The organism is Sphingomonas bisphenolicum, assembly GCF_024349785.1.
GTDB classification, from domain to species: Bacteria; Pseudomonadota; Alphaproteobacteria; order Sphingomonadales; family Sphingomonadaceae; genus Sphingobium; species Sphingobium bisphenolicum.
Genome location: NZ_AP018817.1, coordinates 2,250,663 through 2,275,214, shown reverse-complemented (window position 1 = coordinate 2,275,214; position 24,552 = coordinate 2,250,663). Strand labels below are relative to the sequence as shown.

The window sequence follows — 24,552 nt, the reverse complement described above, 5'->3', positions numbered from 1 at the left end:
CCCGATGTTTAGATGACGAAGAAGCCGTGGGTGCCGTCGCGCTCCAATTGGGCGACGAGGCCATATTCCCAGTCGAGATAGGCCTGCATCGCGGCGGCCTTGTTGTCCGTGCCTTCATAGGGACGCTTGTAGCGGCCCTCCGGCCCGCGCGGGGTTGGCGCACCATCCGGACCTGTTTCCAGCGCAACGGCCGACCAGTCGACATCGAGGATGGCAACGTCCCAACCAAGCTGGGCGAGCCAGGAGGCGGTCATGTCGGCGCGCGGGCCGACATTGTCGGTCACGACGATCCGCGCACCGCGCACCGGAGCATTATGGTCGGTTTCCTGGACCAGTTGGCCGCCCTGCGCATTGCGGAAGCCGGGCAGATGACCGCTTTCATATTCGCGCGGCTGGCGCACGTCATAGCGATAGAGGGTGCGGGCCGTGTCGGCCTGAAACGCGGCCAGTTCGTCCCAGCCGATACGCTTCACGCCGGCGCGATAGGCGACGTCGCGGGCATGGGCGCGTGCTTCCGCGATCGAAACGTCATCGACTTCAGGTGCGACGCGGGTCTGGCCGGTATCCAGTGACTGGCCCGCCAGCGTCCAGCCGATCGTGCCGTTACGCAACGCAAACACCTTGTTGGGGACGCCGGCATTGACCAGCGACTGCGCGCCGATGATCGACCGGGTGCGGCCGGCGCAATTGACGATGATCGTGGTGTCGGGATCGGGCGCGATGGTGCGCGCCCGCAACGCCAGTTCCGCGCCCGGCACGCTGGTCCCGGTAGGGATGCTCATCGTATTATATTCTTCGTAGCGGCGGGCATCGAGGATCTTGATGTCGGCCTTTTCATCGATCAGCGCCTGTACGTCTTCGGCGGCCAGTGAGGGCGTGTGGCGGCGATGTTCGACCAGTTCTCCGAACGCCTTGGAGTAGCTGTTGACGTCCTCGAACAGTTCATAGCCCGCCGCGGCCCAGGCGGAGAGGCCGCCGTCCAGTTCGCGCACATCGCTATAGCCCAGCGCTTCGAGACGGACGGCCGCCTTGCGCGCCAGGCCTTCGCCATTATCGTAGACGATGATCGGGGTCGCGAGACGCGGGATGCGCCAGCGGGCTTCATCATCGATCCGGCGCAGCGGTATCTGCGCGGCGAAGAGCGGGTGGCCCTGCGCGAATTCATGTTCTTCGCGCACGTCGATGATCGCGATTTCGCTGCCGGTCAGCAGCGCGCGCCGGATGTCCAGAGGCGTGGCGGTCTGGATACGGTCGAGGATATCGGTGCTCATAGGTTTTTCGATCTGTCCCAGAGGTTGGGGATCACGCCGTTGGCGTAACCCGAAATGAAGGTCTTCGGCGTGCCGTCGAGGGCGTAGGTCGCGCGCTCGACCGCGCCGATATTGGCGCCATAGACATGGATGCTGACGGACGGTCGGTCAGGGAGGCCATTGGTGACGCGGTGAATGTCCCCGATGCGCGGCGAGACGGCGTCCACCTCGCCTTCGTGCAGCAGTTCCTCGCCCTGATCGACCAAGACGCCGCTTGGCAGGCGGCGGAAGCGCTCGACCTTCTCGACGCCGCGCAGCACCCCGACCAGACCCCAGACGCTATGGTCGTGGATGGGCGTGAACTGGCCCGGACCCCAGACGAAGCTGACGACGCTGAACCGCTCCCGACTGTCGCAATGGAGCAGATATTGCTGGTAGCGATCGGGATGGGGCCGGGCGAAGGCTTCGGGCAACCAGTCGTCGGTGGCGATCAGGCGGCTGAGCAGCGCGCGGCCGCTGTCCAATATCGCCTGCTCGTCGCGGGTCGCGGCCAGCAGGTCGGCAAAGGCCGTCACGAAGCCGCGCAGGCGGCTGGTGTCGGCCGCGGTATCGACCGGACGCTCGATGGCGGCGAGTGCGCTCATTCGGCGGCGACCGGGAAAGGCACCACGCCCTCGGCATGATCGTCGCCCCCCAGGTGAGAAAGCAGTTTTTCACGCAGGCGCGCAGCAAAACTGGTTCGCTCGCCGCGCGGCGCGGTGATGCGTTCTTCGGCGACGATGCGGCCCTGGTCCAGCACCAGCACGCGGTCGGCGAGCGCGATCGCCTCCTCCACGTCATGGGTCACGATCAGGACGGCGGGCCTATGCTTGCGCCAGAGCGAGAGGACCAAATCGTGCATCCGATAGCGGGTCAGCGCATCGAGCGCGGCGAAGGGTTCGTCCAGCAGCAGCAGTTGCGGCTCGCGCACCAGTGCGCGAGCCAGCGCCACACGCTGCGCCTCGCCGCCCGACAGCGTCAGCGGCCAGGCGTCGAGGCGATGGCCAAGGCCCACTTCCTTGAGCGCGGCTTCGGCGCGGCCACGGCCATTGTCGCCCTTCAGGCCCAGCGACACATTCTTCCAGACCGGCTTCCACGGCAGCAGGCGAGCGTCCTGGAACACGACGGCGCGGGAATCGGGGACTTCCACGTCCTGGCCGCGAGCCTCGTCCAGACCGGCGAGCGTGCGCAGCAAGGTGGTCTTGCCCGAACCCGACCGGCCCAGCAGAGCGATGAACTCGCCGGGTGCGATGTCGAGGTCAAGCCTGTCGATGATGGTGTTCGTGCCGAAGCGCCGGGTAAAACCGCGCAGGCGAACGACGGGTTCGGGATGAGGATGGTGGACAATGGTGTCCACGGTGGAAAAGCCGAGGCGAGCGTCCATGCTTATTGCTCCACTATGCTGGGGCGCCAGATAAGGGCGCGGGCTTCGATCGTGCGGACCAGCCAGTCGGCGCCGAGGCCGAGGATGGCGTAGACCATCAGGCAGACGACAATGATGTCGGTCCGCATGAAATCGCGAGCGTTGTTGATGAGGTAGCCGAGGCCGGCCGAGGCGTTGATCTGTTCGGCGACCACCAGCACCAGGATCGACACCGACAGGGCGTAGCGCAGCCCGACCAGCAGCGAGGGCAAGGCCGACGGCAGGATGACGTGCCAGATCTGCTCCCAGCGGCTGAGGCCGAAGCTCTTGGCCGCATCGAGCAGGCGCAGATCGACGCTGCGGATGCCGCTGTAGAGGTTGAGATAGACCGGGAAGATGGTGCCGAAGGCGATGAGCGCGACCTTGGGGGTTTCGCCGATGCCGAACCAGACGATGAAGAGCGGGGTCAGCGCAAGCGCAGGAATAGTGCGCTTGATCTGCATGAGCGGATCGACCGCCAGCTCGCCCGACCGGGACAGGCCGGCGACGAGGCCTAGGCCCAGTCCCAGGCCAACGCCGATCAGCAGGCCGACCGCGACGCGGGCAAAGGAAACCAGCAGGTTGGAGGGCAGTTCGCCGGACATCACCATCTCCAGCAAGGTGCCCAGAACGGCGGAGGGCGCGGCCAGCGTGCGTTCGGGGATCAGGCCGAGGCGCGATCCCGCTTCCCACAGAAGCAGCAACAGGACCGGCGACAGCCAGCGCCCGCCGAAACGCGAAAGAGAGAAGGGGCGAGGTGTGGAAGCCGGTCGGCTCCGCCCTGCCCTCGATGTATCATTGATCGTCAAAACCGCCATGTCCGGCCCTTTTATGAACTGCGGACAAGCCCAACATGAATTGTCTACTTATTCAATTAAGTTTTGCCAGGCAGACCTATCAGCGTTCGTCATAGGTCGCATTTCGCCGCCGTTGCGGGGCGGATGAGCGCCGGTATTGGCGGTTTCGCGCGCAACAATCGGTGGGACGTAGTTTTTTCTTCGTCGGATAAATCTCTACTATTTTGATTGATATATAAGCATCAGCGATAAATGATTTTCCGTTTCCGGCTTCGGATCGGCTTCTCCCCTTCAGCCAAAGAGGTTTATCGTGCCGGTCAATCTGCCGACCAACTTGCTGCGCAGTTTCGTTGCCATCGTCGACACCGGGTCGATGCTGAACGCGTCGGAACAGGTGTTCGTGACGCAATCCGCACTCAGCCTTCAGATCAAGCGGCTGGAGGAACTGGTGCAGCAGACGCTGTTCCTGCGCGAAGGGCGGCGGCTGAACCTGACCTCCGCGGGCACGGTGCTGCTCGACTATGCCCGTCGCGTGCTGCTGCTGCATGACGAAGCGGTCGCTGCGGTCAGCGCCGGGCGCTTTGCCGGGCCGGCGCGGATCGGGATGGTGCAGGATTTCGCCGACACCCTGCTGACGGGCCTGTTGTCGCGCTTTTCCGAATTGCACCCCGATGCGCAAATCTATGCGCGCGTGGCGGGTACGGCAGAATTGCAGGCGCTGCTGGAACGGCGGGAACTGGACATCTTGCTGGGCTTTGCCGCGCCCAATGACGCCCATGCGGTGACGGTGGCGCCGATGAGCTGGTATGGCGAAACGGCGCTGGTCGACCGCGAGGTCATTCCGCTGGCGGTGCTGGAAGAGCCTTGCCGCTTCCGCGAGGCGGCGATCCGGGCGCTGGAGGATGCCGGGCTGCAATGGCGGATCACGGTGGAAACGCCAAACCTCGCAACGCTGAAGGCGGCCGTGGGCGCGGGCCTGGGCATCACCTGCCGCACCCATTTGTTCCTGGAGGACAGCGCGGCGCTGGAGCATGAGCGGCTGCCGTCGTTACCGCGCGTGGCGGCAATCCTGCGGTCGGGCGACAAGCTGGACAAGGCGGCCCAGCGGCTGGCGGAACTGGCGCGGGAGACGGTCGCGGCGCTATGACCGGATTCCCGCGCCGGTCACGTCAATAGCCACGCACCGGATCGACAATGTCGCTGGGCGCTTCGCCGCTCGCGAAGCGAGAGATGTCATTGCGGACCTTTTCCAGCAGCCGATGGCGCACCAGCATATGGTTGCTGGAGACATGCGGGGTCAGTCGCACGCCCGGATGGGTGTAGAGCGCATGACCGTCGGGCAAGGGCTCGGGATCCGTGACGTCCAGCGTCGCAAAGCCGGGGCCGCCCTCGCCGTCCAAGGCGTCGATCAAGGCGTCCTGATCGATCACCGATCCGCGCGCGACATTGATGATATGCGCGCCGGGCTTCACCTTGGCGAGCAGCGCTGCGTTGAACAGATGATAGGTTTGCCGGGTGGCTGGCACGGCGACGATGATATGGTCGGCGCGGGCGACGAGGGTTTCAATGTCGCCGACATGCTCCACGCCGCTGACGCCCGACTGGGCGCCGGTGCGACGCAGGCCGACGACCTGCGCGCCCAGTGCGAGGCCGCGTCGCGCCACCGCCTGGCCGATCGCGCCCAGGCCGACGATGCCGATCGTGGTGCCCGATACCCGGCCAAGCGGCACATTGATCCATTGCGCGCGCGACCGCGCGGTGATCGCCTCCAGATTCTTGGCATGGGCATAGATGGCGGCAATGACATAATCGGCGATCTCGTCCGACGCGACGCCGCGGCCGCAGGTGACGAGCGGGGCATCGAGCAGCCATGGCGGATAGAAATCGATGCCCGCCGATGCGCTATAGACCCATTTCAGCCGCCCCGGCCAGGCGGGCGGGCGCAGCGCCGTGGGCCGGCGCCAGGCAGGCGATGGGCGCACCAGCAGTATGTCGGCCTCGGCCGCGGCGCTCCAGGGTGCTTCGTCGGCGACGTCGATCAGAATGGGCGCGATCGGATGCTGGCCGAGGCCGCGGTTGAATTCGGCGTCGAGTTGGCTTGCGATGATTAGTGACATGTCAGTTCCCAAGGGCCGCCCGGCCAGCGGCAATCAATATGGTGTCGGTTTGCGGCGAATGGATGCGACTGCACAGCACATCGCGATAATGACGTTCGAGCGGGTTTTTCCGGCTGATGCCCGGATTGCCGGTGAGTTCGAGGCCGATCTCCACCGCGCGGATGGCGTTGGCGGTCGTTAGATATTTGATGTTGTTCACCTCCACTGCACTGGGCGGATCGCCGGCATCATAACGGGCGGCGGCATCGCGGATCAGCGTGCGGTTGACCTGCAGCAACGTCTCGATTTCGCCAAATTTTTCCTGAACGCGCGGCAGGGTAGCTAGCGAAGCGCCCAGATTGGTCGGCACCCGGTCGTTGAGATAGGCGCGCAGCCAGTCCCGCGCCGCCCGCGCGACGCCGTCATAGATGGTCGAGATAGCGAGCGCGTTCCAGATGGCGAGGCTGGGATCACCTGCGCCGGCGGCCCATTGTTCGGGACGGCGGATGTCGACGGCATGATCGAACGGCGTCGGCGTGTCGGCGAAATGCACGGCATGGCTGACGGTGGCGCGCATCCCCAGATGGTCCCACACCGGCTCGATATCGATGCCGGCACTATCGGCGCGAACCAGGAAATTGCCGACGCGCGGTACGTCCTCGTCCGTCTTCGCCCAGACCGAAAACCAGTCAAGTCCGGTCGATCCGGTCGAATAGATTTTCGTGCCGCTGATCGCCCAGCCATCGGCGGTGCGGCGGGCGATCGTCGCAGGGAGGCCGCCGCGCACCGGCGTCCCCAGTTCAGGCTCGACCCGCAGGCCGCCGATCAGCCCCCGCCCCGCCACCGCATCGCGCGCCAATCGCTCGTAGATCGCCTGCGGCCAATTGCGCGCACGCGCGGGCGTGGCATGATGATGATAGGTCATGAACAGGATGAGCGCGGTCGACGGCTCACCCTTCGCCACGGCGGCGAGCACGCGGATCGCCTCGCCCAGCCCTGCGCCGCGACCGCCCAGTGCGCGCGGCACGGTCAGGCCGATCAACCCTTCGGCTGCCAGCAGATCGAAATTGGCGCGGGGAAATTCGCCGCTACGGTCATAATGTTCAGCGGTTTCGGCCAGTCGCCGGGTCAACCGATCGAGTTGATCCACGCTGATCGGCCCGGCCGAAGCGGGCCGGGCACCGTCCTGTTGCATTGCATGGGTGGCCATGATGTTCAGCCTCTGTTGGGAAGGATGGCGTTGAAGCGCCTATCCCAGAGCGGACGCACATCGACCGCCCTGGGCAACAGCTTTTGCCGGTAGAAAAGGTCCGCGACCTGTTGCTGGGACGCGATCGCCGCGTCTGTGACCGGACGCAGTTCGTATGTGGTGCTCTTGCGCCTGAACTGGTCGACCACATAGTCACGGGGCACACCGATATCCTGGGCGATAATCGTCGCCCATTCATCCTGATGGGTCGCTGCCCAGCCATAGGCTTTCTGTACCAGCGCCAGATAGTCGCCGATCAGCCTGGCTTTATCGAGATCGGCCAGCGCATCGACATGCGCCGACACCAGATAGTTGCCCGACAATATGCCGTTGGCGGTCTTGAGTATGCGCGCGCCCTCCGTCGCGATGGCGCGCTGGATTGGGAAACCATAGATCGCCCAGCCGTCGAGAGCGCCTTGCGAGAAAGCTGCAGCGCCATCGGACACGCCCATCGCCACCGGGGTGATGTCGTCCCAGCTCAGGCCGACCTCTTCCAACATGCGGATCAGGAAATATTGCGAGGTAGTGGCGCGGACATAGCCCACGCGCCTTCCCTTGAGATCGGCGATCGTCTTCGCCTTCGAACCTTTGGGCACCAGCACGACCTGGTTGTTGACGTCGCCATGGGCGACCGCGATCTGGCGGAAGCTCTGGATGGTGGAGGCCGCCGCGAAGATCGGCGGGATTTCGCTCATGCCGCCATAATCGAGCGAGCCGCCATTCAGGGCTTCCACGACCAGATGGCCGGACTGGAACTCGCTATAGGCCAGATCGAAGCCTTCGGGGGCGATCCCGGCTGCCTTGAACAGCAGACGGGTGTCGCCCTCCCCCTTTCCGGTGACGGAGACACGCAGTTTCGGCCGACCACTCTTGGCCGCGCTGCACCCAGAGAGGATGAGGCAGGTTGACGCCCCAGCCCCCAGGAACGCGCGCCGCGAGAGCATGTCAGCGCCCCTGCGCCGCTTCGCGCGCCGGATCAGGTCGACGGTCGAACAGGACCACATCGGGATCGCGCAGAAACTCGCGCCGCGCGGCTATCCGTAGCCGCGTCCAGCGTTGGCCAAGGGAACGTAACAGGCGCATGATCGTCCTTCCATTCGATAATTGAGACTTTATCTATTTCAACAGTAGAGATATGTCCCACAAGCAATGTTGGGCGAACCATTAGAAATGCTTGATCCATGCTGAAGGTCGATCATGTCGCCATCGTCGGCGGAGGCTTCAGCGGCGTACTGCTGGCGATCAACCTGTTGCGGCACGGCAATGTCCGGGTGACGCTGGTGGAGCGACGTCCCGACCGGCTGGGACGCGGCCTGGCCTATGGCGCGGCGCAGGCCGGCCATATCCTCAACGTCCGCGCCGCCAATATGAGCGCGCTTCCCGATCAGCCCGGCCATTTCGCGAACTGGCTGACGGCGCAAGGATTGGGCCAGGAGGGCAGCTTCGCCACCCGACGCGATTATGGCGCCTATTTATGCGCACTGCTGGATGAGGCGCGTGCAACCGCTGGCGACCGGATCAGCATCGTCAGCGACGAGGCTACAGACCTGATCGTTGCGGATGACCGCGCATGCATGAGGCTACGATCGGGCGCCACCCTGACAACGGATATCGCCGTGATCGCGCCGGGCAACCTGCCCCCGCACGACCTGCCCGCCTTTGTCGGCCTTGATCGCCCCGCCTATATCGATGATCCCTGGGCGGCGAACATCGCCACAGGCCTGGGTAGCGACGACGCGGTTGTATTGCTGGGCAGCGGACTGACCGCCATCGATTGCGCATTGAGCCTGGACAGTGCGGGGTTTCGGGGCAAGATCGTCGCCCTGTCGCGCCGTGGCCTGACTCCGCACGCCCATGCGCCCGCCCCGCCCTGTGCCGTCCGGGTAGAACGACCGGCAGGGCCGGTTTCGCTGCTGCTAGGTGGGGTACGGAAACGGGCGGCGGAGATCGGATGGCGCAATGCGGTGGACGAATTGCGGCCCTTCAGCGCCGACATGTGGCGCGCCGCCAGCGCAGCCGAACGCAGCCGCTTCCTGCGTCACCTGCGCCCCTATTGGGATGTCCATCGCCACCGGGTCGCGCCGCAAGTCGCCGAACGGCTGGACGGACTGCGCGCGCGAGGACGGCTGGCGGTCCGGGCGGCGAAGGTGGAGACGGCGACGCCCGATGGCGACGGCCTGATCGTGGAACTGCGTCCGCGCGGAGGCGAGCAAAACGAGACGCTGACAGTGACGCGGGTGATCAACTGCACGGGACCGCTTGGCGACCTGCGGCGCGTGACCGATCCGCTGCTGCGCAACCTGTTCGACCGGGGCGACATCCGGCCCGATCCGCTGGCGATCGGCATCGACGTCGATCGCCAATGCCATGCCATCGCCGCCGACGGCCGCGCGCAGCCGCGCCTGCATGTCGTAGGGCCGATGACCCGCGGCGCGCATTGGGAAATCGTCGCCGTACCGGACATCCGGAGACAGGTCTGGGCGCTCGCCCGTCAGGTCACCAGCGCCCATTGGGTCGAGGCCGAAGGGCTGTAGCAGGGAGGATAAGCGGTCGATCGCCATCCATGTTTCCGCTCAGGCGCTGCGTGAATCCAGCCCGGCCATGAGAATATCCACCATAGCATCGGCGATCTGCGAGGTCGACAATGCGCCGTCTGGTTCATGCCAGCGCGCCGGCCAGTTCAAGGCGCCAGCCAGCGTAAAAGCGGCGATTTTCACGTCAATCGGCGCGATCGAGCCATCGTCTATCGCTTCGCGCAGCATCTGGCGCAGCGCGACGTCGATTTCCTTCTTGAGCGCGCGGTAGCGCGGCAGGCTCTCGCGCGACAAGGCTTCTTCGCCCGTGCGGATGACGCACCGGCCGAAATCGTCCATGTTGATTTCGGCATAACGGCGCAGGAACTTCATGAGGCGATCACGGCCATTGCCCGATTCGGCACGCGCCTCTTCCGCCGCCTGCAGCAATTGTTGCAATCCGATGGTCACGCATTCCAGCAGCACCTGATCCTTGTTCGCCAGATAATGATAGATGGTGCGCTTGGAGATGCCGAGACTGGCCGCGACGTCATCGAGCGACGTCGCGAAAAATCCGCGTTCGTTGAACATCCGGACGGCGGCGCGCAACACCGCGTCCCGCTTGGCCGCCCTGTCCGTCTCGCGCTGCGCCGCATTCCTGAAAGGTGAAACGTCCTGCATGCCCCGATGCTTGACAGGAAACCTGCCAAAGCACAATACACTCATGAGTGCATATTGGTCTAACGGGTTTCTTGATTCGAATGATGGCGCCTGCCCCCCCGGCCTATTGTCCGGCTGCGGCGCGGTTATCGACAAACAGCGAAGAGGATTGCGCATGGATATCAGCGGTTTGGCGGCGATCGTAACGGCGCGAGCGAAGGCCGCGGCATCGGCATGAGCGGCGTCGGTCCCCAGCGCACCGCCGCGATCGCAGCAAAGGTCGAAGCCTTTGTCCGCGATGTCGTCGTTCCCTATGAGCATGATCCGCGTCGGGACCATCATGACTGCCCCACCGAGGAACTGGTCATCGAACTGAAGGACAAGGCGCGGGCAGCGGGCGTACTGACTCCGCATATCCTGGAGGATGGCAGCCATCTCAGCCAGCAGGAAACCGCCATCGTGCTGGCGAAGACGGGGTTGTCGCCGCTGGGACCGCTGGCGTGCAACACAGCCGCGCCCGATGAAGGCAATATCTATCTGCTCGGCAAGGTCGGCAGTGCGGAGATCAAGGAACGGTTTCTCAAGCCGTTGATCGAGGGCCGCACCCGATCGGCCTTCTTCATGACCGAACCTGCGGCCGATGGTGGGGCGGGATCGGACCCGTCGATGATGCAGACGACCTGCCATCAGGATGGCAATCACTGGGTCGTCAACGGGCGCAAGGCGTTCATCACCGGGGCCGACGGCGCGGGGATCGGCATCGTCATGGCCAAGTCGCAAGACGGTGCGTGCATGTTCCTGGTCGACCTGCCCGACCCGGCGATCCGCATCGACCATGTCCCCAATACGATCGACAGTTCGATGCCGGGTGGCCATGCCGTCCTGACCATCGACAATCTGCGCGTGCCGGCCGACCAGATGCTGGGCAATCCGGGCGAGGGGTTCCAATATGCGCAGGTGCGCCTGAGCCCGGCGCGGCTGTCGCATTGTATGCGCTGGCTGGGCGCGTGCATCCGCGCGCACGAAATCGCAACCGATTACGCCAATCGGCGCATGGCCTTCGGCAAGACGCTGATCGACCATGAGGGCGTCGGCTTCATGCTGGCGGACAATATGATCGACCTGAAGCAGTGCGAGTTGATGATCGACTGGTGTGCGGAGGTGCTGGATGGCGGATCGCTGGGCACGGCGGAAAGCTCCATGACCAAGGTCGCGGTGTCCGAGGCCCTGATGCGCGTAGCCGATCGCTGCGTGCAGGTAATGGGCGGTTCCGGCGTGACCAGCGACACCATCGTCGAACAGGTCTATCGCGAGATTCGCGCCTTCCGCATCTATGACGGCCCGACAGAAGTCCACAAATGGAGCCTGGCCAAAAAGATCAGGCGGGACTGGAAAGCGGCCCAGTCGGAAAAGGGCAAGCCATGAGCGGCGTCGGAGAGGACGCCAATGCCGGCACGACGGCCGTGCGCGACACCTATCGGTTCGACGAGGATGCGCTCGCATGCTGGATGGCCGCGCATGTCGAGGGCTATGCCGGGCCGCTGCGCGTCGAACAGTTCAAGGGCGGGCAGTCCAACCCGACCTATAAGTTGGTGACGCCTGGCCGCTTCTATGTGCTGCGTCGCAAGCCACCGGGCGATACGCTGAGAGGCGCCCACGCCGTCGATCGCGAGGCGCGGATATTGACCGCTTTGGGCGGCGTCGGCTTCCCGGTGGCGCATGTCTTGGGCCTCTGCACCGACGAGAGCGTCATCGGCAGCTGGTTCTATATCATGGACATGGTCGAGGGCCGGATCTTCTGGGACGCGACCTTCCCGACCGTCTCCAACGCGGAGCGACCGGCCTATTTCGACGCCATGAATGCGACGATCGCGCAATTGCATGGGGTCGATTATGCCGCGATCGGGCTGGCCGATTATGGCAAGCCGGGCAATTATTTCGCGCGGCAGATCGGTCGCTGGACCAGGCAATATCTGGAGGATGCGGATGCCGGGCGCGACGCGGACATGGATGCGCTGATCGCCTGGCTGCCAGAGAATATTCCGGCCGGCGAGGAAAGCAGCATCGTCCATGGCGATTTCCGTTGCGACAACATGATCTTCCATCCGACCGAGCCACGCGTGCTGGCGGTGCTGGACTGGGAATTGTCGACGCTGGGCCATCCGCTGGCCGACTTCGCCTATCATGCTATGATGTACCAGATGCCGCCCGATATCGTGGCGGGACTGGGCGGCGTGGATATCGGCGCGCTGAATATTCCGGACGAGGCGGACTATGTCGCGGCCTATTGCGCGCGAACGGGCCGGAGCGGCATTCCCAACTGGGATTTCTACATCGCCTTCAACTATTTCCGGCTGGCGGCGATCTTCCACGGCATCAGGGGCCGCGTGATCCGCGGCACGGCGGCGTCCGCCCATGCGCGCGAGCGCGCGAAGGCCCTGCCCCGCCTGTCCGCCCTGGCGCGCCGGTCGATGGAGACATGCCGATGAGCGCGCTTCCCGTTCTGGTCAGCGTGGATGGCGCCGTCGCCACGCTGACACTCAACCGCCCGGCGGCCGGCAATACCGTTAATCAACCGCTGGCCGATGCGCTGCTGGACGCCGCTATCCGCTGCGATAATGATCCGGCTATCCGCTGTGTCGTACTCACCGGCCATGGCAAGCTGTTCTGCGGCGGCGGCGATATATCCGCCTTCGATGCGGCGGGCGATCAGGTGCCGGCCTTTCTCGGCCGGCTGGCAGGCACGCTGCACATGGCGGTGACGCGGTTGCTGCGAATGGACAAGCCATTGTTGGTAGCGGTGAACGGCCCGGCAGCAGGCGCGGGCCTCAGCCTCGCCATATCGGGCGATGTCGTGATCGCGGCGCATTCGGCCCATTTCATCGCGGCCTATGGCAGCGTCGGCCTGACCCCCGATGGCGGCATGTCCTGGCTGCTCCCGCGCCATGTCGGACTGCGCCGCGCGCAGGAAATCATCCTGACCAATCGCAAGGTCAGCGCCGAAGAAGCCGCCGCGATCGGCCTGGTGACGCGCACCGTACCGGATGACCAACTGGCGCCGGAGATGGCGAAGACGGCGCGGATGCTGGCCGATGGGCCGACCGGCGCCATAGCCGGCGCGCGGGCGCTGTTGCTGGAAAGCTCGCACAGCCCGCTCGAAGGCCAGTTGGAGCGCGAGACGCGCAGCATCGCGGCAGCCGGTGGCAGCGCCGAATGTCGCGAAGGGGTCGCGGCATTCCTTGGCCGGCGCAAACCCGATTTCTCAGGAGACGCATGACATGACCGAAGCTTTCATCGTTGACGCCGTACGAACCGCGGGTGGACGCCGCAATGGTGCGCTCGCCGGCTGGCATCCGGCCGACATGGGCGGCGAGGTGCTGAACGCGCTGGTCGACCGCAGCGGCATCGATCCCGCCGCGATAGAGGACGTCATCCTGGGTTGCGTGACGCAGGCGGGCGAGCAAGCCTTCGCCTTTGCCCGCAATGCCGTGCTCGCGTCCCGCCTGCCCCAGAGCGTACCCGCCGTCACCATCGATCGCCAGTGCGGATCATCGCAGCAGGCGCTGCAATTCGCGGCGCAGGCAGTCATGTCCGGCACACAGGATGTCGTCATCGCGGCCGGCGCGGAAAGCATGACGCGCGTACCGATGTTCTCCAACACCGCCTATCATCAGCGCGAAGGCGTGGGCGTCGGCCCGTTCAGCGACCGCGTCAAGCAGCGCTTTGGCGTGGAGAGCTTCAGCCAGTTCGAAGGCGCCGAAATGATCGCAGCCAAATATGGCTTCGATCGCGAGACGCTGGACCGCTATGCACTGCAAAGCCACCAGCGCGCCGCAGCCGCCACCGAGGCCGATCGCTTCGTCGGACAGATCGTGCCGCTGGCGGTCGAGGGCGGCGTCCATGTGAAGGATGAGGGCGTTCGTGCCGACGCGACGCTGGAAGGCATCGGATCAGTCAAGCTGCTCAAGGAAGGCGGCGTGGTGTCGGCTGCCAATGCCAGCCAGATTTGCGACGGCGCATCGGCCGTGCTGGTCGTCAACGAACGGGCGCTCAAGGCGCATAATCTGACGCCACTGGCGCGGATCGTGAACATGACGGTAACAGCCGGTGACCCGGTCATCATGCTGGAAGAGCCGGTATTCGCCACGCGCAAGGCGCTGGAACGGGCGGGCATGACGATCGACGACATCGATCTGTATGAAGTGAACGAAGCCTTTGCGCCGGTGCCGCTTGCCTGGCTCCAGGCGCTAGACGCCGACCCGGCCAGGCTCAACGTCAATGGCGGCGCGATCGCGCTTGGCCATCCGCTGGGCGCGACCGGCACGAAGCTGATGGCGACTTTGATCCACGAGCTGCGCGCGCGCGGGAAGCGCTATGGGCTTCAGACAGTGTGCGAAGGCGGCGGCATCGCCAATGTGACGATCGTGGAGGCGCTGTAATGGCGTTGAAGACGCGCATCACGCAACTGCTCGGCATCGAACATCCGATCGTCCAGGGCGGCATGATGTGGGTCGGCCGCGCCGAACTGGCGGCGGCCGTGTCCAATGCCGGTGGTCTTGGCATCCTCACCGCTCTGACTCAGCCTACGCCCGACGACCTGCGGCGGGAAATCGATCGTTGCCGCGCGATGACCGACAGGCCGTTCGGCGTGAACCTCACCATATTGCCGTCGGTGACGCCGCCGCCCTATGCCGAGTATCGCAGGGCGATCATCGACAGCGGCGTCACGATCGTCGAGACGGCGGGCCACAAGCCGCAGGCGCATGTCGACGATTTCAAGGGGCACGGCATCACCGTCCTGCACAAATGCACCGCCGTCCGGCATGCCCTGTCCGCGGAGCGCATGGGCGTGGACATCATTTCCATCGACGGCTTCGAATGTGCGGGCCATCCGGGCGAAGACGATATACCGGGCCTGATCCTGATCCCGGCTGCGGCCGACAAGGTGACAATCCCGATGCTGGCGAGCGGCGGGATCGGCGACGGGCGCGGCCTTGCGGCGGCGCTGGCGCTGGGGGCAGAGGGCATCAACATGGGCACCCGCTTCTGCGCCACGGTCGAGGCGCCTATCCATGAGCGCGTAAAACAGTTCATCATCGACAATGACGAGCGCGACACCAACCTGATCTTCCGCAAATTCCACAATACCGGCCGCGTCGCCAGGAACGGCGTGTCGGACCAGGTAGTGGAGATCAGCGCGCAAGCCGATGCCGTTTTCGAGGATATCCGTGCGCTCGTGTCCGGCGCCAAGGGACGCGACGCGCTTGAAACCGGAAATCTGGAGGCTGGTCTGATCTGGGCTGGGCAAATTCAGGGGCTGATCCACGACATTCCCACCTGCGCCGATCTGCTGGCGCGCATCGTCGATGAGGCGGAAACAATCATCAGCGGCCGCCTCGCCTCTTTCCTCCAGCCCGCTCTGGTCGAAGGAGGCTGAGGCGGCAGCCTGTTCGGCCGCTTTGAAGCCTCAGCTTGGGCCTATTCAGAACGGGGTGACATCATCCGCGCGCGCCCGTCAGAACGCGATTTCCTCGCCCTGAAAATCGAACAGCTTGCCACTGTCGGGCGCCTTCAAGCCCTCGATCACGTCCAGCAGTTGCAACGCCGCGCGTTCCGCATCGAACAGGCGCCCCGCCGGGACATTGGCCTGGAACGGGCGCGACAATTGCGTATCGACCGTGCCGGGATGCAACGACACGACGATCGCCCGATCGTTGCGGCGGCGTTCCTCGATCGCCAGGGTGCGGACCAGCATATTGAGCGCGGCCTTGGCCGCGCGATAGCCGTGCCACCCGCCCAGGCGATTGTCGCTAATCGATCCCACCCGCGCCGACAGCGCCGCGAACACCGTGCGGCCTGCTTTGGGCATGATCGGCAGGAAATGCTTCGCCACCAGCGCGGGACCGATCGCGTTGATCGCATAGATTTGCGCGAGCCAGTCCGGATCGAGATCCCGCAGCGCCTTTTCCGGGCCTCTGTCGCCTTCATGCAGCAAACCTGTCGCGACGATGACCAGGGTCGGCGCGGGGCCGCTGGCCACATGCGCGGCGGCCTTGGCGATGCTGGACTGATCCCGCAGATCGATATGCTGCGCGTCGCTTCGGGAGCGCGCGAAACCGTGGACGACGGCAAACGCGCCTTCCTCCATCAGCGTCGCTTCCAATGCCCCGCCAATACCGCCGGATGCGCCGATGATGACGGCGGACGCCTTGCTGCCTGGGGTCATGTCCGGCTGAAACGCCAGCGATCCGCGTCGCTCTCTTCAGCGTCGAAGCGATAGCCGTCGCTGTCGAACCCGCGCATCGCATCCACGTCCGTGATATGATGCTCGCACAACCAGCGCGCCATCATGCCCCGCGCCCGCTTGGCATTGAAGCTTATGAAGCGCGGACCGTTCGGACCGGGTTCGCGAAATTCGACCTCGATCACCCGGACCTTGCCCAGCCTGCCCTTGACCGCCGCGAAATATTCCTGGCTGGCAAGGTTGAGTAAGACGCCCGATCCTTCCTCGGCAAGCTGGGCCAGCAGGAACTGCGCGATCCGGTCATCCCACCAGTCGGTCAGGCTTTTGCGGCGCGGCGCCCAGCGCGTGCCCATTTCGAGCCGATAGGGCCGGATGGCGTCGAGCGGCCGCAACAGGCCGTAGAGGCCCGACAACATGCGAACATGGTCCTGCGCGAAAGCGACGCCGGCCGCATCCAGCGTATCCACCTCGAAGCCGGTATAGACGTCGCCGGCAAAGGCGAACAGCGCCGGCCGTTCGGGCAGGTCCGCAAAGTCGCGAAACCGGTCGGCATTGAGCTTGGCGAGGCGCGGAGAAATATGCATCAACTCCGACAGTCGTTTCTGCGTCAGGTTCGCCGCCGATTTGGCGAGACTGCGCGCCTCCTGCGCGAAATGCGGGGTCGATGCCTCAAGCGGCGGTAGCGTGCGCTCGAAATCGAGCGTCTTGGCGGGGGACAGGAGCGCAATCATGGCTGCGCGGGTAGAACGGTCCGACGCGGGCGTCAAACCGCCTGTAGAAGGACATCGGCCGATATCGCTCGCGATAGTTTTAAAGCTTGCCGGTCGTCCCGATTGCAGGAATAAAAACTCGCTGAACGTTCGAGGAAATGGAATAGTGCATACGCCCGGTACACCGACCTTCGACCAGTTGCGCATCTTCCTGACCATCGTCGATACGGGCAGTTTCGCGGCCGCCGGGCGCAGTCTCAACCGGGCGGTTTCGGTCATCAGCTATGGTGTCGCCAATCTGGAGGCGCAATTGGGCCTGATGCTGTTTGAGCGGGAGGGGACGCGCAAGCCGCAACTGACCGTGGCGGGCCGTGCGTTGCTGGCCGAAGCGCGCAGCATATCGCACGGCATTGACGGACTGCGCGCCAAGGTGAAGGGCCTGCTGGACGGACTGGAAGCAGAGGTCGACCTGGCGGTCGACGTCATGGTGCCATCCGAACGGCTGGGTCGGGTATTGCGCGCCTTCGCCGCGGAATTTCCGACGGTACAGTTGCGCCTGCATGTCGAGGCGCTGGGCGCGATCACGGCGATGGTGCTGGATCGCGCGGCGGTGGTCGGCATTTCCGGGCCGCTCGCTGCGGGGGTCGAGGGGGTCGAATGCATCGCGGCGGGGTCCGTGCCGATGGTGCCGGTCGCCGCGCCCGATCATCCGCTCGGCCGCATGGAACGCATCCCGCCGGGTGCGGGCCGGGACTATACCCAGTTGGTGCTGACCGACCGCTCGCGCTTCACCGAGGGACAGGATTATTCGGTGATGAGCCCCAAGACCTGGCGGCTCGCCGACCTAGGCGCCAAGCACGCGCTGCTGCGCGAAGGGATCGGCTGGGGCAATATGCCGCTGCCGATGATCGAGCCGGATCTGGTCGCGGGGACGCTGGTGCGACTCGCCATGCCCGATCATTTGGGCGGCACCTACCGCTTTGCCGGCGTATGGCGACGCGACACGCCGCCGGGCCCGGCCGCGTCCTGGCTGCTCGACCAGTTCGTGGCGCTCGGAAAGGACGATCTGGAACTGCACGGGATGGGCGATGTCTGAGCAGCGTGACGGGTTCGCGCCCGATCGACGGATCGAGCGGGCACCGCAGGATCAGCCCGCCACCATATCGCCGGCTGCGGGGTGCAACATGCAGGCCAGCGTCCCGGCCAATACCAGCATACCGGCCAGAAGCAGCGGTGCGACCAGCCCGCCATGGGTGACGAGGAACGCGCCGATCGCCGCGCCCAGGAAGATGGCGGCGACACTGCCGATGCGTCGCCCCCAATTGGGGTTGCTGCCGCCCGCCAGGCTGGAATCGGCGGCCAGTCCGGTCACTGTCAGGGTCAGGACGGTAGTGGTGAGGTCGGGCACCTTCAGTTGGCGGATCGTCGCGTTGCGAAAGCCCATGGCGACGCCGGTGAGCGCGATGATCGCGAAGATCTTATAATCCGGCGACTGAATCGCGAAGTCAAAGCCGACCGCAACGCCGGCGGCGATCCAGAGAAGCACGGCTTCCACCAGCGCGGCGACGAGCAGCCATCGGCGCAGCGGCAGTCCGGCATGGCCCTTGCCCACCCGTCCCGCAGCCAGCGCGCCGATCATGAAGGCAGCGATGGCGGCCAGATAGGGCGCGACGCGAAAGCCGGGCGTGCCGGCGGCGGCAAAGCCCAGGAAGACGATATTGCCGGTCATATTTGCGGTGAAGACCTTGCCCAGCCCCAGCACGCTGATGGCATCGACCAAACCGGTGGTGACGGACAACAACAGAAGCAGCCATGGCAACGGTGACGGGGTGGTTTTGGCGGCGGTCATGGATGGTCTCCCTGTGGATAGGCCTCTGGTTTAAGGGACAGGCCCGGCCAGAGGCATCCGAATAAAATGGACCGCTTTGTTCGAAATAATGGAATAAGGATCAGAAGCGGAAATTGCTCTCCAGCCCAAACATTTTGATCGTCTCGGCCGGGCCGGTTTGGCGAAGGAAGGCGCCCGGCGAAAAGGCCGACAGCGAAGTGGACAATTCCCATTCGGGCGTTGCCTGCCAGCTCAGCGCCGCTTCGACCTGCGTGCCGATAAATCGCGATGTCGCGTTGCCCGGCCCGCGGATCAGGTTGCCTGGAATGTCGTAGATGCCGTCGCCCTTGGTATAGCGCCAATAGGCCATGCCCGCGATCGACAGCGACAGGTCGTCGCGCAGGGTCAAGGCGACGCCGGGATGCAGGTTGATGATGTTGGTCGGGCCGATGGGTGAGAGCTCGCCGAAATATTTGCCCTTGGGGAAAAGCGCGTTGAACGTGCCAAGCGTCCCATTCGCCTTGCGATCGCCGCTGACGACATTGGCGCGCATGATGATCTGTGGCGTCAGCGGCAGCGCGGGCAGGCGACGGCCGATTTCGGTGCCGATCGTCCAGGCGGCGATGCGCTGCCCGGCATAATGGCCGAACTGGGCGACGCCTTCGACATTCCAGCGCCAAGCGCCCCGTGTGCCATATGACCGCACGCCGACACTGTGCCGGACCTCGCGCCCTTCCAGCTCGCCGAAGCGGGCGGCGCGGTTGCGATAGCCCAGATAATAGAGGTCGAGTTCCGGCAGTGCGACATAGGCGCCCCAGAGCGCCTTCCTGTCCGAGGTAGCGTCGTCGAAACTGCCCGGGCCTGGCTGTACCGGCCGCACCGCCAGCAGGCTGAGTTGCGCCTTGCCAAGCGTCATGTCGGCGCGAACGCCGTCAAAGGCGAGCGGCACATTGGGACCATAACGGGTGCCGACCAGCCGCTCGGTTCCCAGCGAGAGCATCTGCCGACCGGCGCGCAGGGTGACGGCGCCCAGATCGACCTCCGCAAAGCCCTGCAGGATATCCACGCCGGTCCGGTCGACCGGACCGGCGGCGGGCGCGACGCCGACCGCATAGGCGACGACCGGCTGGATGAAAGCCCGCACATTGCCGATATGCAGGTCGGCATAGGGCAGCGCGCTGCATAGGGCAGCGCGCGCAGCCAGAGATAGGCGTCGTCGGGCGCATCGGCTCCGCCCCACAGATTGTCATCGAAGCTCTCGACGCGTGCACGCAATTCGATGCCGGTCGAAACCCAGGCGTCGGACCCCAGCGGCACATATTTTAACGGTTCTGTCCAGCGGCCGTCATGGTTGGCGGGATCGGCAAGCCGGCTCCAATCCTCCTGATAACGCGTATTGGTGAGGGTCGGCGGCTGCCAGGGTTCGCCCGTTTGGGCGCTGGCGGGCGCGGCGACGACCAGCGCAGCCAGCAGCGCCGGACTACGCACGGACCGTCACGCGCTGGCGCGAGACGATGGCGATCAGGGCGAATCCGCCGACCAGGCCCAGATGTTCGAAGAAGGCGTTGGTCGCCATGAAGCGCGCTGGCCCCTCCATCGTCCAGAAACCATTGGCGACGATGGCGGCCAGCAGGGTGAAGGCGCCCAGCATCCCCGCGCCCAGCCAGGCCATCGCGTCCATCAGGATCAGCGCCGGTCCGACCAGTTCGACCGCAATGGTGAGCGCAGCGAACAGGGCGGCGGGCTGGAGGCCGAAATGCGCCTGTTCGGCAATGGCGCCCTGCCAGTCACTGAGCTTGACCAGGCCGCCGAGGATATAAGGACCGGTCAGCGCCAGGCGGGCGAGGAACCAGGTTGCGCGCGCGTCGAGGATGGCAGCGATGGGCCGTGGTGTGAAAGACATGAGATATATCCTGTTGGATGAAGCGGATCAGACCGCCCAGCAGCCGCAGCCGAGCGAACCCCAGAAGCTCTGGACGTCGGCGGCAGGGACGGAGGCGCCCAGCGCGGCAGCATGGTCATGACCATGGACGCCGCAGGAGGAAGCGCAGCCGCAGGCCGACGCCAGCTTCCGGGCCGTCTCGTCCTTGCGATAATGGCCGCCGAAGGTTGCGACCGGCGACCAGTCTGGCATCGCCTTGGGTGCGACCGGGGCCAGCGGGCCGAAATCGCCCTCGCCATAGACGATCCTGCCGCCCAGCACGGTGAGGACGGATCGGAGCAAGGCGATCTCGTCTTCCGGTACGCTGAAATAATCGTCCGACAGCAAAGCAAGATCAGCGAGTTGTCCGGCCTTGATCTGTCCCTTCTTGCCGACCTCGTTCGAGAACCATGTGTTGCGTTCGGTCCAGAGGCGCAGCGCAGTCTCGCGGTCGAGCCGGTTGCGGACGGGATAGAGGGCGAGGCCGCCGACCGTCTTCGACGTGACCAGCCAGGAGAGCGACACCCAGGGATTATAGCTGGCGACGCGGGTGGCGTCGGTGCCGGCGCCCACGGGGATACCCGCCGCCATCATCTTCTTGATCGGCGGGGTCGCCTCGGCCGCCTTGGCGCCATAGCGCTCGACGAAATATTCGCCCTGAAACGCCATGCGGTGCTGCACGGCGATGCCGCCGCCCAGGGCCGCGATCCGGTCTATATTGCGATCGCTGATCGTTTCGGCATGGTCGAAGAACCAGTTGAGCCCTTCAAGCGGGATATCCTTGTTCACCTTCTCGAACACGTCGAGAGCGCGGCCGATCGTCTGGTCGTAGGTTGCGTGCAGGCGCCAGGGCCAGCGGCGTTCGGCGAGGAGGCGGATGACGGGTTCCAGATCGCCTTCCATCTCCGGCGCCATGTCGGGCCGGGCCACGCGAAAATCCTCGAAATCGGCGGCGGAATAGACCAGCATCTCGCCTGCACCATTGTGGCGATAGCTGTCATCGCCATCGCCCGGCTTTATCTGGGTCGACCAGTTCGCGAAGTCCTTCAGCTCTTCCCTGGGCTTCTGGGTGAAGAGATTATAGGCGATGCGCAGGCTCAGTTCGCCGTCCCGGTGCAGCTTCTCCACGATCTCATAATCGTCGGGATAATTTTGGGAACCGCCGCCCGCGTCGATGACACTGGTGACGCCCAGCGAATTCAGCTCGCGCATGAAATGTTTCGTGCTGTTGAGCTGATATTCGGGCGGCAGCTTCGGCCCCTTGGCCAGCGTCGCATAAAGGATCGTCGCGTTGGGCTGGGCCAGCAGCAGCCCGGTCGGATTGCCCTGCGCATCGCGGACGATCTCGCCGCCCGGCGGGTTGGGCGTATCCTTGGTATAACCCACGGCGCGCAGCGCGGCGGCGTTTAGGATCGCGCGGTCGTAGAGGTGGAGGATGAAAACCGGCGTGTCGGGGGCTGCCGCGTTGATCTCCGCGATGGTGGGCAGGCGCTTTTCGGCGAACTGATGTTCGGTGAAGCCACCGACGACGCGCACCCACTGGGGCGGCGGGGTGTTGTCGGCCTGGCGCTTGAGCATCGCCATCGCTTCGGACAAGCTGGGCACGCCTTCCCAGCGCAGTTCCATATTGTAATTGAGGCCGCCCCGGATGACGTGGATGTGGCTGTCGATCAGGCCGGGGATCAGGCGGCGGCCCTGCGCATCGATTACCGTGGCGTCCGGGGCCGCAGCGGCACGCACCTCCTGCTCGCCGCCGACCGCCAGGAACTTGCCGCTGCGGATGGCGACCGCTTCAGCGACCGGATGTTCGCGGTCCAGGGTCGTGACCTTCGCGTTGATGAGGATGATGTCCTTCTGGGTCATGGCGAAACTTTCCGTGGCGGTGAGAAGAGCGGTAGTGGCGGCACTGGCCAGGGCCTGGCGACGGGTCATCATGCGTGCGGCTCCGATGGGCGGCTATGGGTCGAAGGGGCGAGATAATGCCGGGCAGCGGGGATCACCGCCTCGCCCAGCAATATCCCTGCCAGCCCGATCAGGGCGATGACGGGCGGGGCGGGAGAACGGACGCCCAGCAGGCTGTAGACGATGCCGACGATCAGGCCTGCGCCCAGCGAGACGATATAGGCTTTCATGTCCGTTCTCCCTGTTGCGCGATCAGGCCTGGATGAAGGCGAGGATGTCGGCGTTCAGTATGTCGGCATTCACCGTCAGCATGCCGTGCGAATAGCCTTCGTAGATTTTGAGCGTGGCATTCGGCAGGATTTCGGCCTGTAACACACCCGCATTTTTATACGGCACGACCTGGTCGTCGTCGCCATGCAGCACCAGCGTCGGCACGGCGATGGCCTTGAGGTCATCGGTCTGATCGGTTTCGGAAAAGGCCTTGATCCCGGCATGATGGGCGAGCGCGCTGCCCATCATCCCCTGGCGCCACCAGTTGTCGATGACGGCCGGCTTCACATCCGCGCCTTCGCGGTTGAAGCCATAGAAGGGACCGGCGGCGACATCGCGGAAGAATTGGGCGCGGTTGGCGGCGAGGCCCGCGCGCAGACCGTCGAACACGTCCATGGGCAGGCCGCCGGGATAGCGATCGGTCTTCAGCATGATCGGCGGCACGGCGCTGACCAGCACGGCCTTGGCGACACGGCCCTGCGTCAGGCCGTGGCGCGCGACATAGGCAGCGACCTCGCCCCCGCCGGTCGAATGACCGATATGGATGGCGTTGTTCAAGTCGAGATGGGCGACGACCGCAGCGGCGTCGGCGGCATAATGGGCCATGTCATGGCCGACATCGACCTGGGCGGAGCGGCCATGGCCGCGGCGATCATGGGCGACGACACGATAGCCCTTGGACAGGAAGAACAGCATCTGCGCGTCCCAGTCGTCCGACGACAGTGGCCAGCCATGGTGGAACATGATCGGCTGAGCGTCCTTGCTGCCCCAGTCCTTGTAGAAGATGTCGACGCCGTCGGCGGTGGTGACGAAATTGCTCATGGGTAAAATCCTTCACGCAGGAGAAAAATGGTGGCCGAGCGAAAAGGGCGCGCCCGGCCAGGGCAGATCAATGGCTGCCTTCGGACGCGCCGAACATGGTCTTGGCATAGGTGATGCCCAGGCCATAGGCGCCGCCCCATTTGCGGGCGATGCCGGTTGTCATGTCGTAGGTTTCGGTGCGGGCCCAGTCGCGCTGCAGTTCGAGCAGATATTGGAGCGAAGTGATCGGCTTGGCGCCGGCTGCGATCATGCGTTCGACGGCGCGCTCATGTGCTTCTTCGGAAATATCGCCGCTGGCGTCGGTGATGACATAGGTTTCGAACCCCTGTTCGATAGCGGAGAGGACGGGGCCGACGATGCAGACGCTGGTCCACAGGCCCGCGAACACGACGCGGTCCTTGGCGATGCGATTGACTTCGTCGATGACGGCGGCGTCTTCCCAGCTGTTCATCGAGGTGCGATCCAGCAGCGCCTGGCCGGCAAAGGCGTCGGTGATCTCGCCGAACATCGGGCCGGAGAAGCTCTCTTCTGCCACCGTGGTCAGGATGGTGGGGACGCCGAAGCCGGCGGCGGCGTTCGAAATCAGTGCGGCGTTGTTGCGCAGCAACTCGGCCGCGATCGACTTGGTGGCGAAGGCCATCTGCGATTGAAAGTCGATCAGGACGAGCGCGTGGTTGGTGGGGCTCAGAAGAGCCTTGGCGGGGGTCGGCGTGGCGGTGATCGACATGGTGGAAACCTCCTGTTTAAAACTCATGGCGCCCGTTACGTTCGGGCTGAGAGGAGGTTTATGCGAGGGATGTCATCCGAAACAGTCGGATTAATTTATCTTCACTGTTCGAATTTATAGAA

At 65.0% G+C, this 24,552-nt stretch carries 25 protein-coding genes and 1 pseudogene; 8 read left to right on the top strand and 18 right to left on the bottom strand.

Features of this window, described 5'->3' with window-relative positions; translation table 11 throughout:
- Nucleotides 1-8 precede the first annotated feature (8 nt).
- From SBA_RS11220 to SBA_RS11205, 4 genes are read right to left on the bottom strand one after another with little or no spacing between them, the layout of a single operon-like run.
- Nucleotides 9-1,271, bottom strand: coding sequence for a rhodanese-like domain-containing protein (locus SBA_RS11220; protein WP_261934484.1), 1,263 nt, complete (start codon nucleotides 1,269-1,271; stop codon nucleotides 9-11).
- A complete protein-coding gene (locus tag SBA_RS11215; protein WP_261934483.1) occupies nucleotides 1,268-1,894 on the bottom strand; it encodes a cysteine dioxygenase family protein in 627 nt (208 codons plus the stop codon). The genes SBA_RS11220 and SBA_RS11215 overlap by 4 nt, the downstream gene beginning before the upstream one ends.
- Entirely contained in the window at nucleotides 1,891-2,673 is a 783-nt protein-coding gene (locus tag SBA_RS11210; RefSeq protein ID WP_224546015.1) for an ABC transporter ATP-binding protein, read from the bottom strand. Before SBA_RS11210 ends, SBA_RS11215 begins: the two co-directional genes overlap by 4 nt.
- A 2-nt stretch (nucleotides 2,674-2,675) precedes the next feature.
- The gene (locus SBA_RS11205) at nucleotides 2,676-3,509 is read right to left on the bottom strand and encodes an ABC transporter permease (RefSeq protein WP_224546014.1); all 834 of its coding nucleotides are present in this window, start codon (nucleotides 3,507-3,509) and stop codon (nucleotides 2,676-2,678) included.
- 289 nt (nucleotides 3,510-3,798) lie between these two features.
- Here SBA_RS11205 and SBA_RS11200 point away from each other — a divergent pair, with 289 nt between their 5' ends.
- The gene (locus SBA_RS11200; protein WP_261934482.1) at nucleotides 3,799-4,635 is read left to right on the top strand and encodes a LysR substrate-binding domain-containing protein; all 837 of its coding nucleotides are present in this window, start codon (nucleotides 3,799-3,801) and stop codon (nucleotides 4,633-4,635) included.
- 22 nt (nucleotides 4,636-4,657) lie between these two features.
- Here the strand turns inward: SBA_RS11200 and SBA_RS11195 are convergent, their stop codons facing one another.
- From SBA_RS11195 to SBA_RS11180, 4 genes are read right to left on the bottom strand one after another with little or no spacing between them, the layout of a single operon-like run.
- Nucleotides 4,658-5,605 (bottom strand): NAD(P)-dependent oxidoreductase, encoded by a 948-nt coding sequence (locus SBA_RS11195; RefSeq protein ID WP_261934481.1) that lies wholly within the window; start codon nucleotides 5,603-5,605, stop codon nucleotides 4,658-4,660.
- Between the two features lies 1 nt (nucleotide 5,606).
- Entirely contained in the window at nucleotides 5,607-6,794 is a 1,188-nt protein-coding gene (locus tag SBA_RS11190) for an acyl-CoA dehydrogenase family protein (protein WP_261934480.1), read from the bottom strand.
- Between the two features lie 5 nt (nucleotides 6,795-6,799).
- Nucleotides 6,800-7,777 carry an ABC transporter substrate-binding protein gene (locus SBA_RS11185; RefSeq protein WP_261934479.1) on the bottom strand — a complete coding sequence of 326 codons (978 nt, stop codon included), beginning with the start codon at nucleotides 7,775-7,777 and terminating at the stop codon, nucleotides 6,800-6,802.
- Nucleotide 7,778: 1 nt separating this feature from the next.
- Complete coding sequence (locus SBA_RS11180; RefSeq protein ID WP_261934478.1) at nucleotides 7,779-7,916, bottom strand: hypothetical protein; 138 nt, start codon at nucleotides 7,914-7,916, stop codon at nucleotides 7,779-7,781.
- A gap of 98 nt (nucleotides 7,917-8,014) precedes the next feature.
- Between SBA_RS11180 and SBA_RS11175 the strand changes: the two genes are divergently transcribed.
- Nucleotides 8,015-9,367: an FAD/NAD(P)-binding protein gene (locus tag SBA_RS11175; RefSeq protein WP_261934477.1), complete on the top strand. Its 1,353-nt coding sequence runs from the start codon at nucleotides 8,015-8,017 to the stop codon at nucleotides 9,365-9,367.
- A 39-nt stretch (nucleotides 9,368-9,406) separates the two neighbouring features.
- Here SBA_RS11175 and SBA_RS11170 read toward each other — a convergent pair whose 3' ends face one another.
- On the bottom strand, nucleotides 9,407-10,027 hold the full coding sequence (locus tag SBA_RS11170; protein ID WP_261934476.1) for a TetR/AcrR family transcriptional regulator: 621 nt from the start codon (nucleotides 10,025-10,027) through the stop codon (nucleotides 9,407-9,409).
- A gap of 213 nt (nucleotides 10,028-10,240) precedes the next feature.
- Between SBA_RS11170 and SBA_RS11165 the strand changes: the two genes are divergently transcribed.
- The 5 genes from SBA_RS11165 to SBA_RS11145 are packed head-to-tail and all read left to right on the top strand — an operon-like array spanning nucleotide 10,241 to nucleotide 15,443.
- Nucleotides 10,241-11,431, top strand: coding sequence for an acyl-CoA dehydrogenase family protein (locus SBA_RS11165; protein ID WP_261934475.1), 1,191 nt, complete (start codon nucleotides 10,241-10,243; stop codon nucleotides 11,429-11,431).
- Nucleotides 11,428-12,495 carry a phosphotransferase gene (locus SBA_RS11160; RefSeq protein ID WP_224546001.1) on the top strand — a complete coding sequence of 356 codons (1,068 nt, stop codon included), beginning with the start codon at nucleotides 11,428-11,430 and terminating at the stop codon, nucleotides 12,493-12,495. Before SBA_RS11165 ends, SBA_RS11160 begins: the two co-directional genes overlap by 4 nt.
- Complete coding sequence (locus SBA_RS11155; protein ID WP_261934474.1) at nucleotides 12,492-13,283, top strand: enoyl-CoA hydratase/isomerase family protein; 792 nt, start codon at nucleotides 12,492-12,494, stop codon at nucleotides 13,281-13,283. Before SBA_RS11160 ends, SBA_RS11155 begins: the two co-directional genes overlap by 4 nt.
- A 1-nt stretch (nucleotide 13,284) precedes the next feature.
- Nucleotides 13,285-14,445 (top strand): acetyl-CoA C-acetyltransferase, encoded by a 1,161-nt coding sequence (locus tag SBA_RS11150; RefSeq protein WP_261934473.1) that lies wholly within the window; start codon nucleotides 13,285-13,287, stop codon nucleotides 14,443-14,445.
- Nucleotides 14,445-15,443: an NAD(P)H-dependent flavin oxidoreductase gene (locus SBA_RS11145; protein ID WP_261934472.1), complete on the top strand. Its 999-nt coding sequence runs from the start codon at nucleotides 14,445-14,447 to the stop codon at nucleotides 15,441-15,443. Before SBA_RS11150 ends, SBA_RS11145 begins: the two co-directional genes overlap by 1 nt.
- 78 nt (nucleotides 15,444-15,521) lie before the next feature.
- On the opposite strand, the gene SBA_RS11140 is transcribed toward SBA_RS11145, so the two are convergent.
- Nucleotides 15,522-16,232, bottom strand: coding sequence for an SDR family NAD(P)-dependent oxidoreductase (locus tag SBA_RS11140; protein WP_261934471.1), 711 nt, complete (start codon nucleotides 16,230-16,232; stop codon nucleotides 15,522-15,524).
- A complete protein-coding gene (gene yaaA, locus SBA_RS11135) occupies nucleotides 16,229-16,981 on the bottom strand; it encodes a peroxide stress protein YaaA (RefSeq protein WP_224545991.1) in 753 nt (250 codons plus the stop codon). Before yaaA ends, SBA_RS11140 begins: the two co-directional genes overlap by 4 nt.
- Nucleotides 16,982-17,126: 145 nt before the next feature.
- On the opposite strand from yaaA, the gene SBA_RS11130 reads away from it, so the two are divergent.
- Nucleotides 17,127-18,056 (top strand): LysR family transcriptional regulator, encoded by a 930-nt coding sequence (locus SBA_RS11130; RefSeq protein WP_261934470.1) that lies wholly within the window; start codon nucleotides 17,127-17,129, stop codon nucleotides 18,054-18,056.
- Between the two features lie 51 nt (nucleotides 18,057-18,107).
- Here the strand turns inward: SBA_RS11130 and SBA_RS11125 are convergent, their stop codons facing one another.
- The 7 genes and pseudogenes from SBA_RS11125 to SBA_RS11095 form a co-directional block, all read right to left on the bottom strand.
- Entirely contained in the window at nucleotides 18,108-18,809 is a 702-nt protein-coding gene (locus tag SBA_RS11125; RefSeq protein ID WP_261934469.1) for a YoaK family protein, read from the bottom strand.
- A 100-nt stretch (nucleotides 18,810-18,909) separates the two neighbouring features.
- Entirely contained in the window at nucleotides 18,910-20,028 is a 1,119-nt protein-coding gene (locus SBA_RS11120; RefSeq protein WP_390902329.1) for an alginate export family protein, read from the bottom strand.
- A 240-nt stretch (nucleotides 20,029-20,268) separates the two neighbouring features.
- Complete coding sequence (locus SBA_RS11115; protein WP_224545983.1) at nucleotides 20,269-20,691, bottom strand: DoxX family protein; 423 nt, start codon at nucleotides 20,689-20,691, stop codon at nucleotides 20,269-20,271.
- Nucleotides 20,692-20,718: 27 nt separating this feature from the next.
- Nucleotides 20,719-22,644 carry an amidohydrolase gene (locus SBA_RS11110; RefSeq protein WP_261934468.1) on the bottom strand — a complete coding sequence of 642 codons (1,926 nt, stop codon included), beginning with the start codon at nucleotides 22,642-22,644 and terminating at the stop codon, nucleotides 20,719-20,721.
- 41 nt (nucleotides 22,645-22,685) lie between these two features.
- Nucleotides 22,686-22,841 (bottom strand): annotated as a pseudogene (locus tag SBA_RS11105) (DUF1427 family protein); the annotation flags it as partial.
- 22 nt (nucleotides 22,842-22,863) lie between these two features.
- Complete coding sequence (locus SBA_RS11100) at nucleotides 22,864-23,703, bottom strand: alpha/beta fold hydrolase (RefSeq protein WP_261934467.1); 840 nt, start codon at nucleotides 23,701-23,703, stop codon at nucleotides 22,864-22,866.
- A gap of 67 nt (nucleotides 23,704-23,770) precedes the next feature.
- Nucleotides 23,771-24,430, bottom strand: a complete 660-nt coding sequence (locus tag SBA_RS11095) for a hydrolase (protein WP_261934466.1) — start codon at nucleotides 24,428-24,430, stop codon at nucleotides 23,771-23,773.
- Nucleotides 24,431-24,552: the final 122 nt, after the last annotated feature.

Coding starts and splice junctions, on each gene's coding strand:
- SBA_RS11160 (WP_224546001.1), top strand. CDS start 11,428: ATGAGCGGCGTCGGAGAGGACGCCAATGCCGGCACGACGGCCGTGCGC.
- SBA_RS11125 (WP_261934469.1), bottom strand. CDS start 18,809: ATGACCGCCGCCAAAACCACCCCGTCACCGTTGCCATGGCTGCTTCTG.
- SBA_RS11185 (WP_261934479.1), bottom strand. CDS start 7,777: ATGCTCTCGCGGCGCGCGTTCCTGGGGGCTGGGGCGTCAACCTGCCTC.
- SBA_RS11095 (WP_261934466.1), bottom strand. CDS start 24,430: ATGTCGATCACCGCCACGCCGACCCCCGCCAAGGCTCTTCTGAGCCCC.
- SBA_RS11215 (WP_261934483.1), bottom strand. CDS start 1,894: ATGAGCGCACTCGCCGCCATCGAGCGTCCGGTCGATACCGCGGCCGAC.
- SBA_RS11210 (WP_224546015.1), bottom strand. CDS start 2,673: ATGGACGCTCGCCTCGGCTTTTCCACCGTGGACACCATTGTCCACCAT.
- SBA_RS11150 (WP_261934473.1), top strand. CDS start 13,285: ATGACCGAAGCTTTCATCGTTGACGCCGTACGAACCGCGGGTGGACGC.
- SBA_RS11155 (WP_261934474.1), top strand. CDS start 12,492: ATGAGCGCGCTTCCCGTTCTGGTCAGCGTGGATGGCGCCGTCGCCACG.
- yaaA (WP_224545991.1), bottom strand. CDS start 16,981: ATGATTGCGCTCCTGTCCCCCGCCAAGACGCTCGATTTCGAGCGCACG.
- SBA_RS11110 (WP_261934468.1), bottom strand. CDS start 22,644: ATGATGACCCGTCGCCAGGCCCTGGCCAGTGCCGCCACTACCGCTCTT.
- SBA_RS11145 (WP_261934472.1), top strand. CDS start 14,445: ATGGCGTTGAAGACGCGCATCACGCAACTGCTCGGCATCGAACATCCG.
- SBA_RS11195 (WP_261934481.1), bottom strand. CDS start 5,605: ATGTCACTAATCATCGCAAGCCAACTCGACGCCGAATTCAACCGCGGC.
- SBA_RS11165 (WP_261934475.1), top strand. CDS start 10,241: ATGAGCGGCGTCGGTCCCCAGCGCACCGCCGCGATCGCAGCAAAGGTC.
- SBA_RS11170 (WP_261934476.1), bottom strand. CDS start 10,027: ATGCAGGACGTTTCACCTTTCAGGAATGCGGCGCAGCGCGAGACGGAC.
- SBA_RS11140 (WP_261934471.1), bottom strand. CDS start 16,232: ATGACCCCAGGCAGCAAGGCGTCCGCCGTCATCATCGGCGCATCCGGC.
- SBA_RS11100 (WP_261934467.1), bottom strand. CDS start 23,703: ATGAGCAATTTCGTCACCACCGCCGACGGCGTCGACATCTTCTACAAG.
- SBA_RS11190 (WP_261934480.1), bottom strand. CDS start 6,794: ATGGCCACCCATGCAATGCAACAGGACGGTGCCCGGCCCGCTTCGGCC.
- SBA_RS11180 (WP_261934478.1), bottom strand. CDS start 7,916: ATGCGCCTGTTACGTTCCCTTGGCCAACGCTGGACGCGGCTACGGATA.
- SBA_RS11175 (WP_261934477.1), top strand. CDS start 8,015: ATGCTGAAGGTCGATCATGTCGCCATCGTCGGCGGAGGCTTCAGCGGC.
- SBA_RS11220 (WP_261934484.1), bottom strand. CDS start 1,271: ATGAGCACCGATATCCTCGACCGTATCCAGACCGCCACGCCTCTGGAC.
- SBA_RS11115 (WP_224545983.1), bottom strand. CDS start 20,691: ATGTCTTTCACACCACGGCCCATCGCTGCCATCCTCGACGCGCGCGCA.
- SBA_RS11205 (WP_224546014.1), bottom strand. CDS start 3,509: ATGGCGGTTTTGACGATCAATGATACATCGAGGGCAGGGCGGAGCCGA.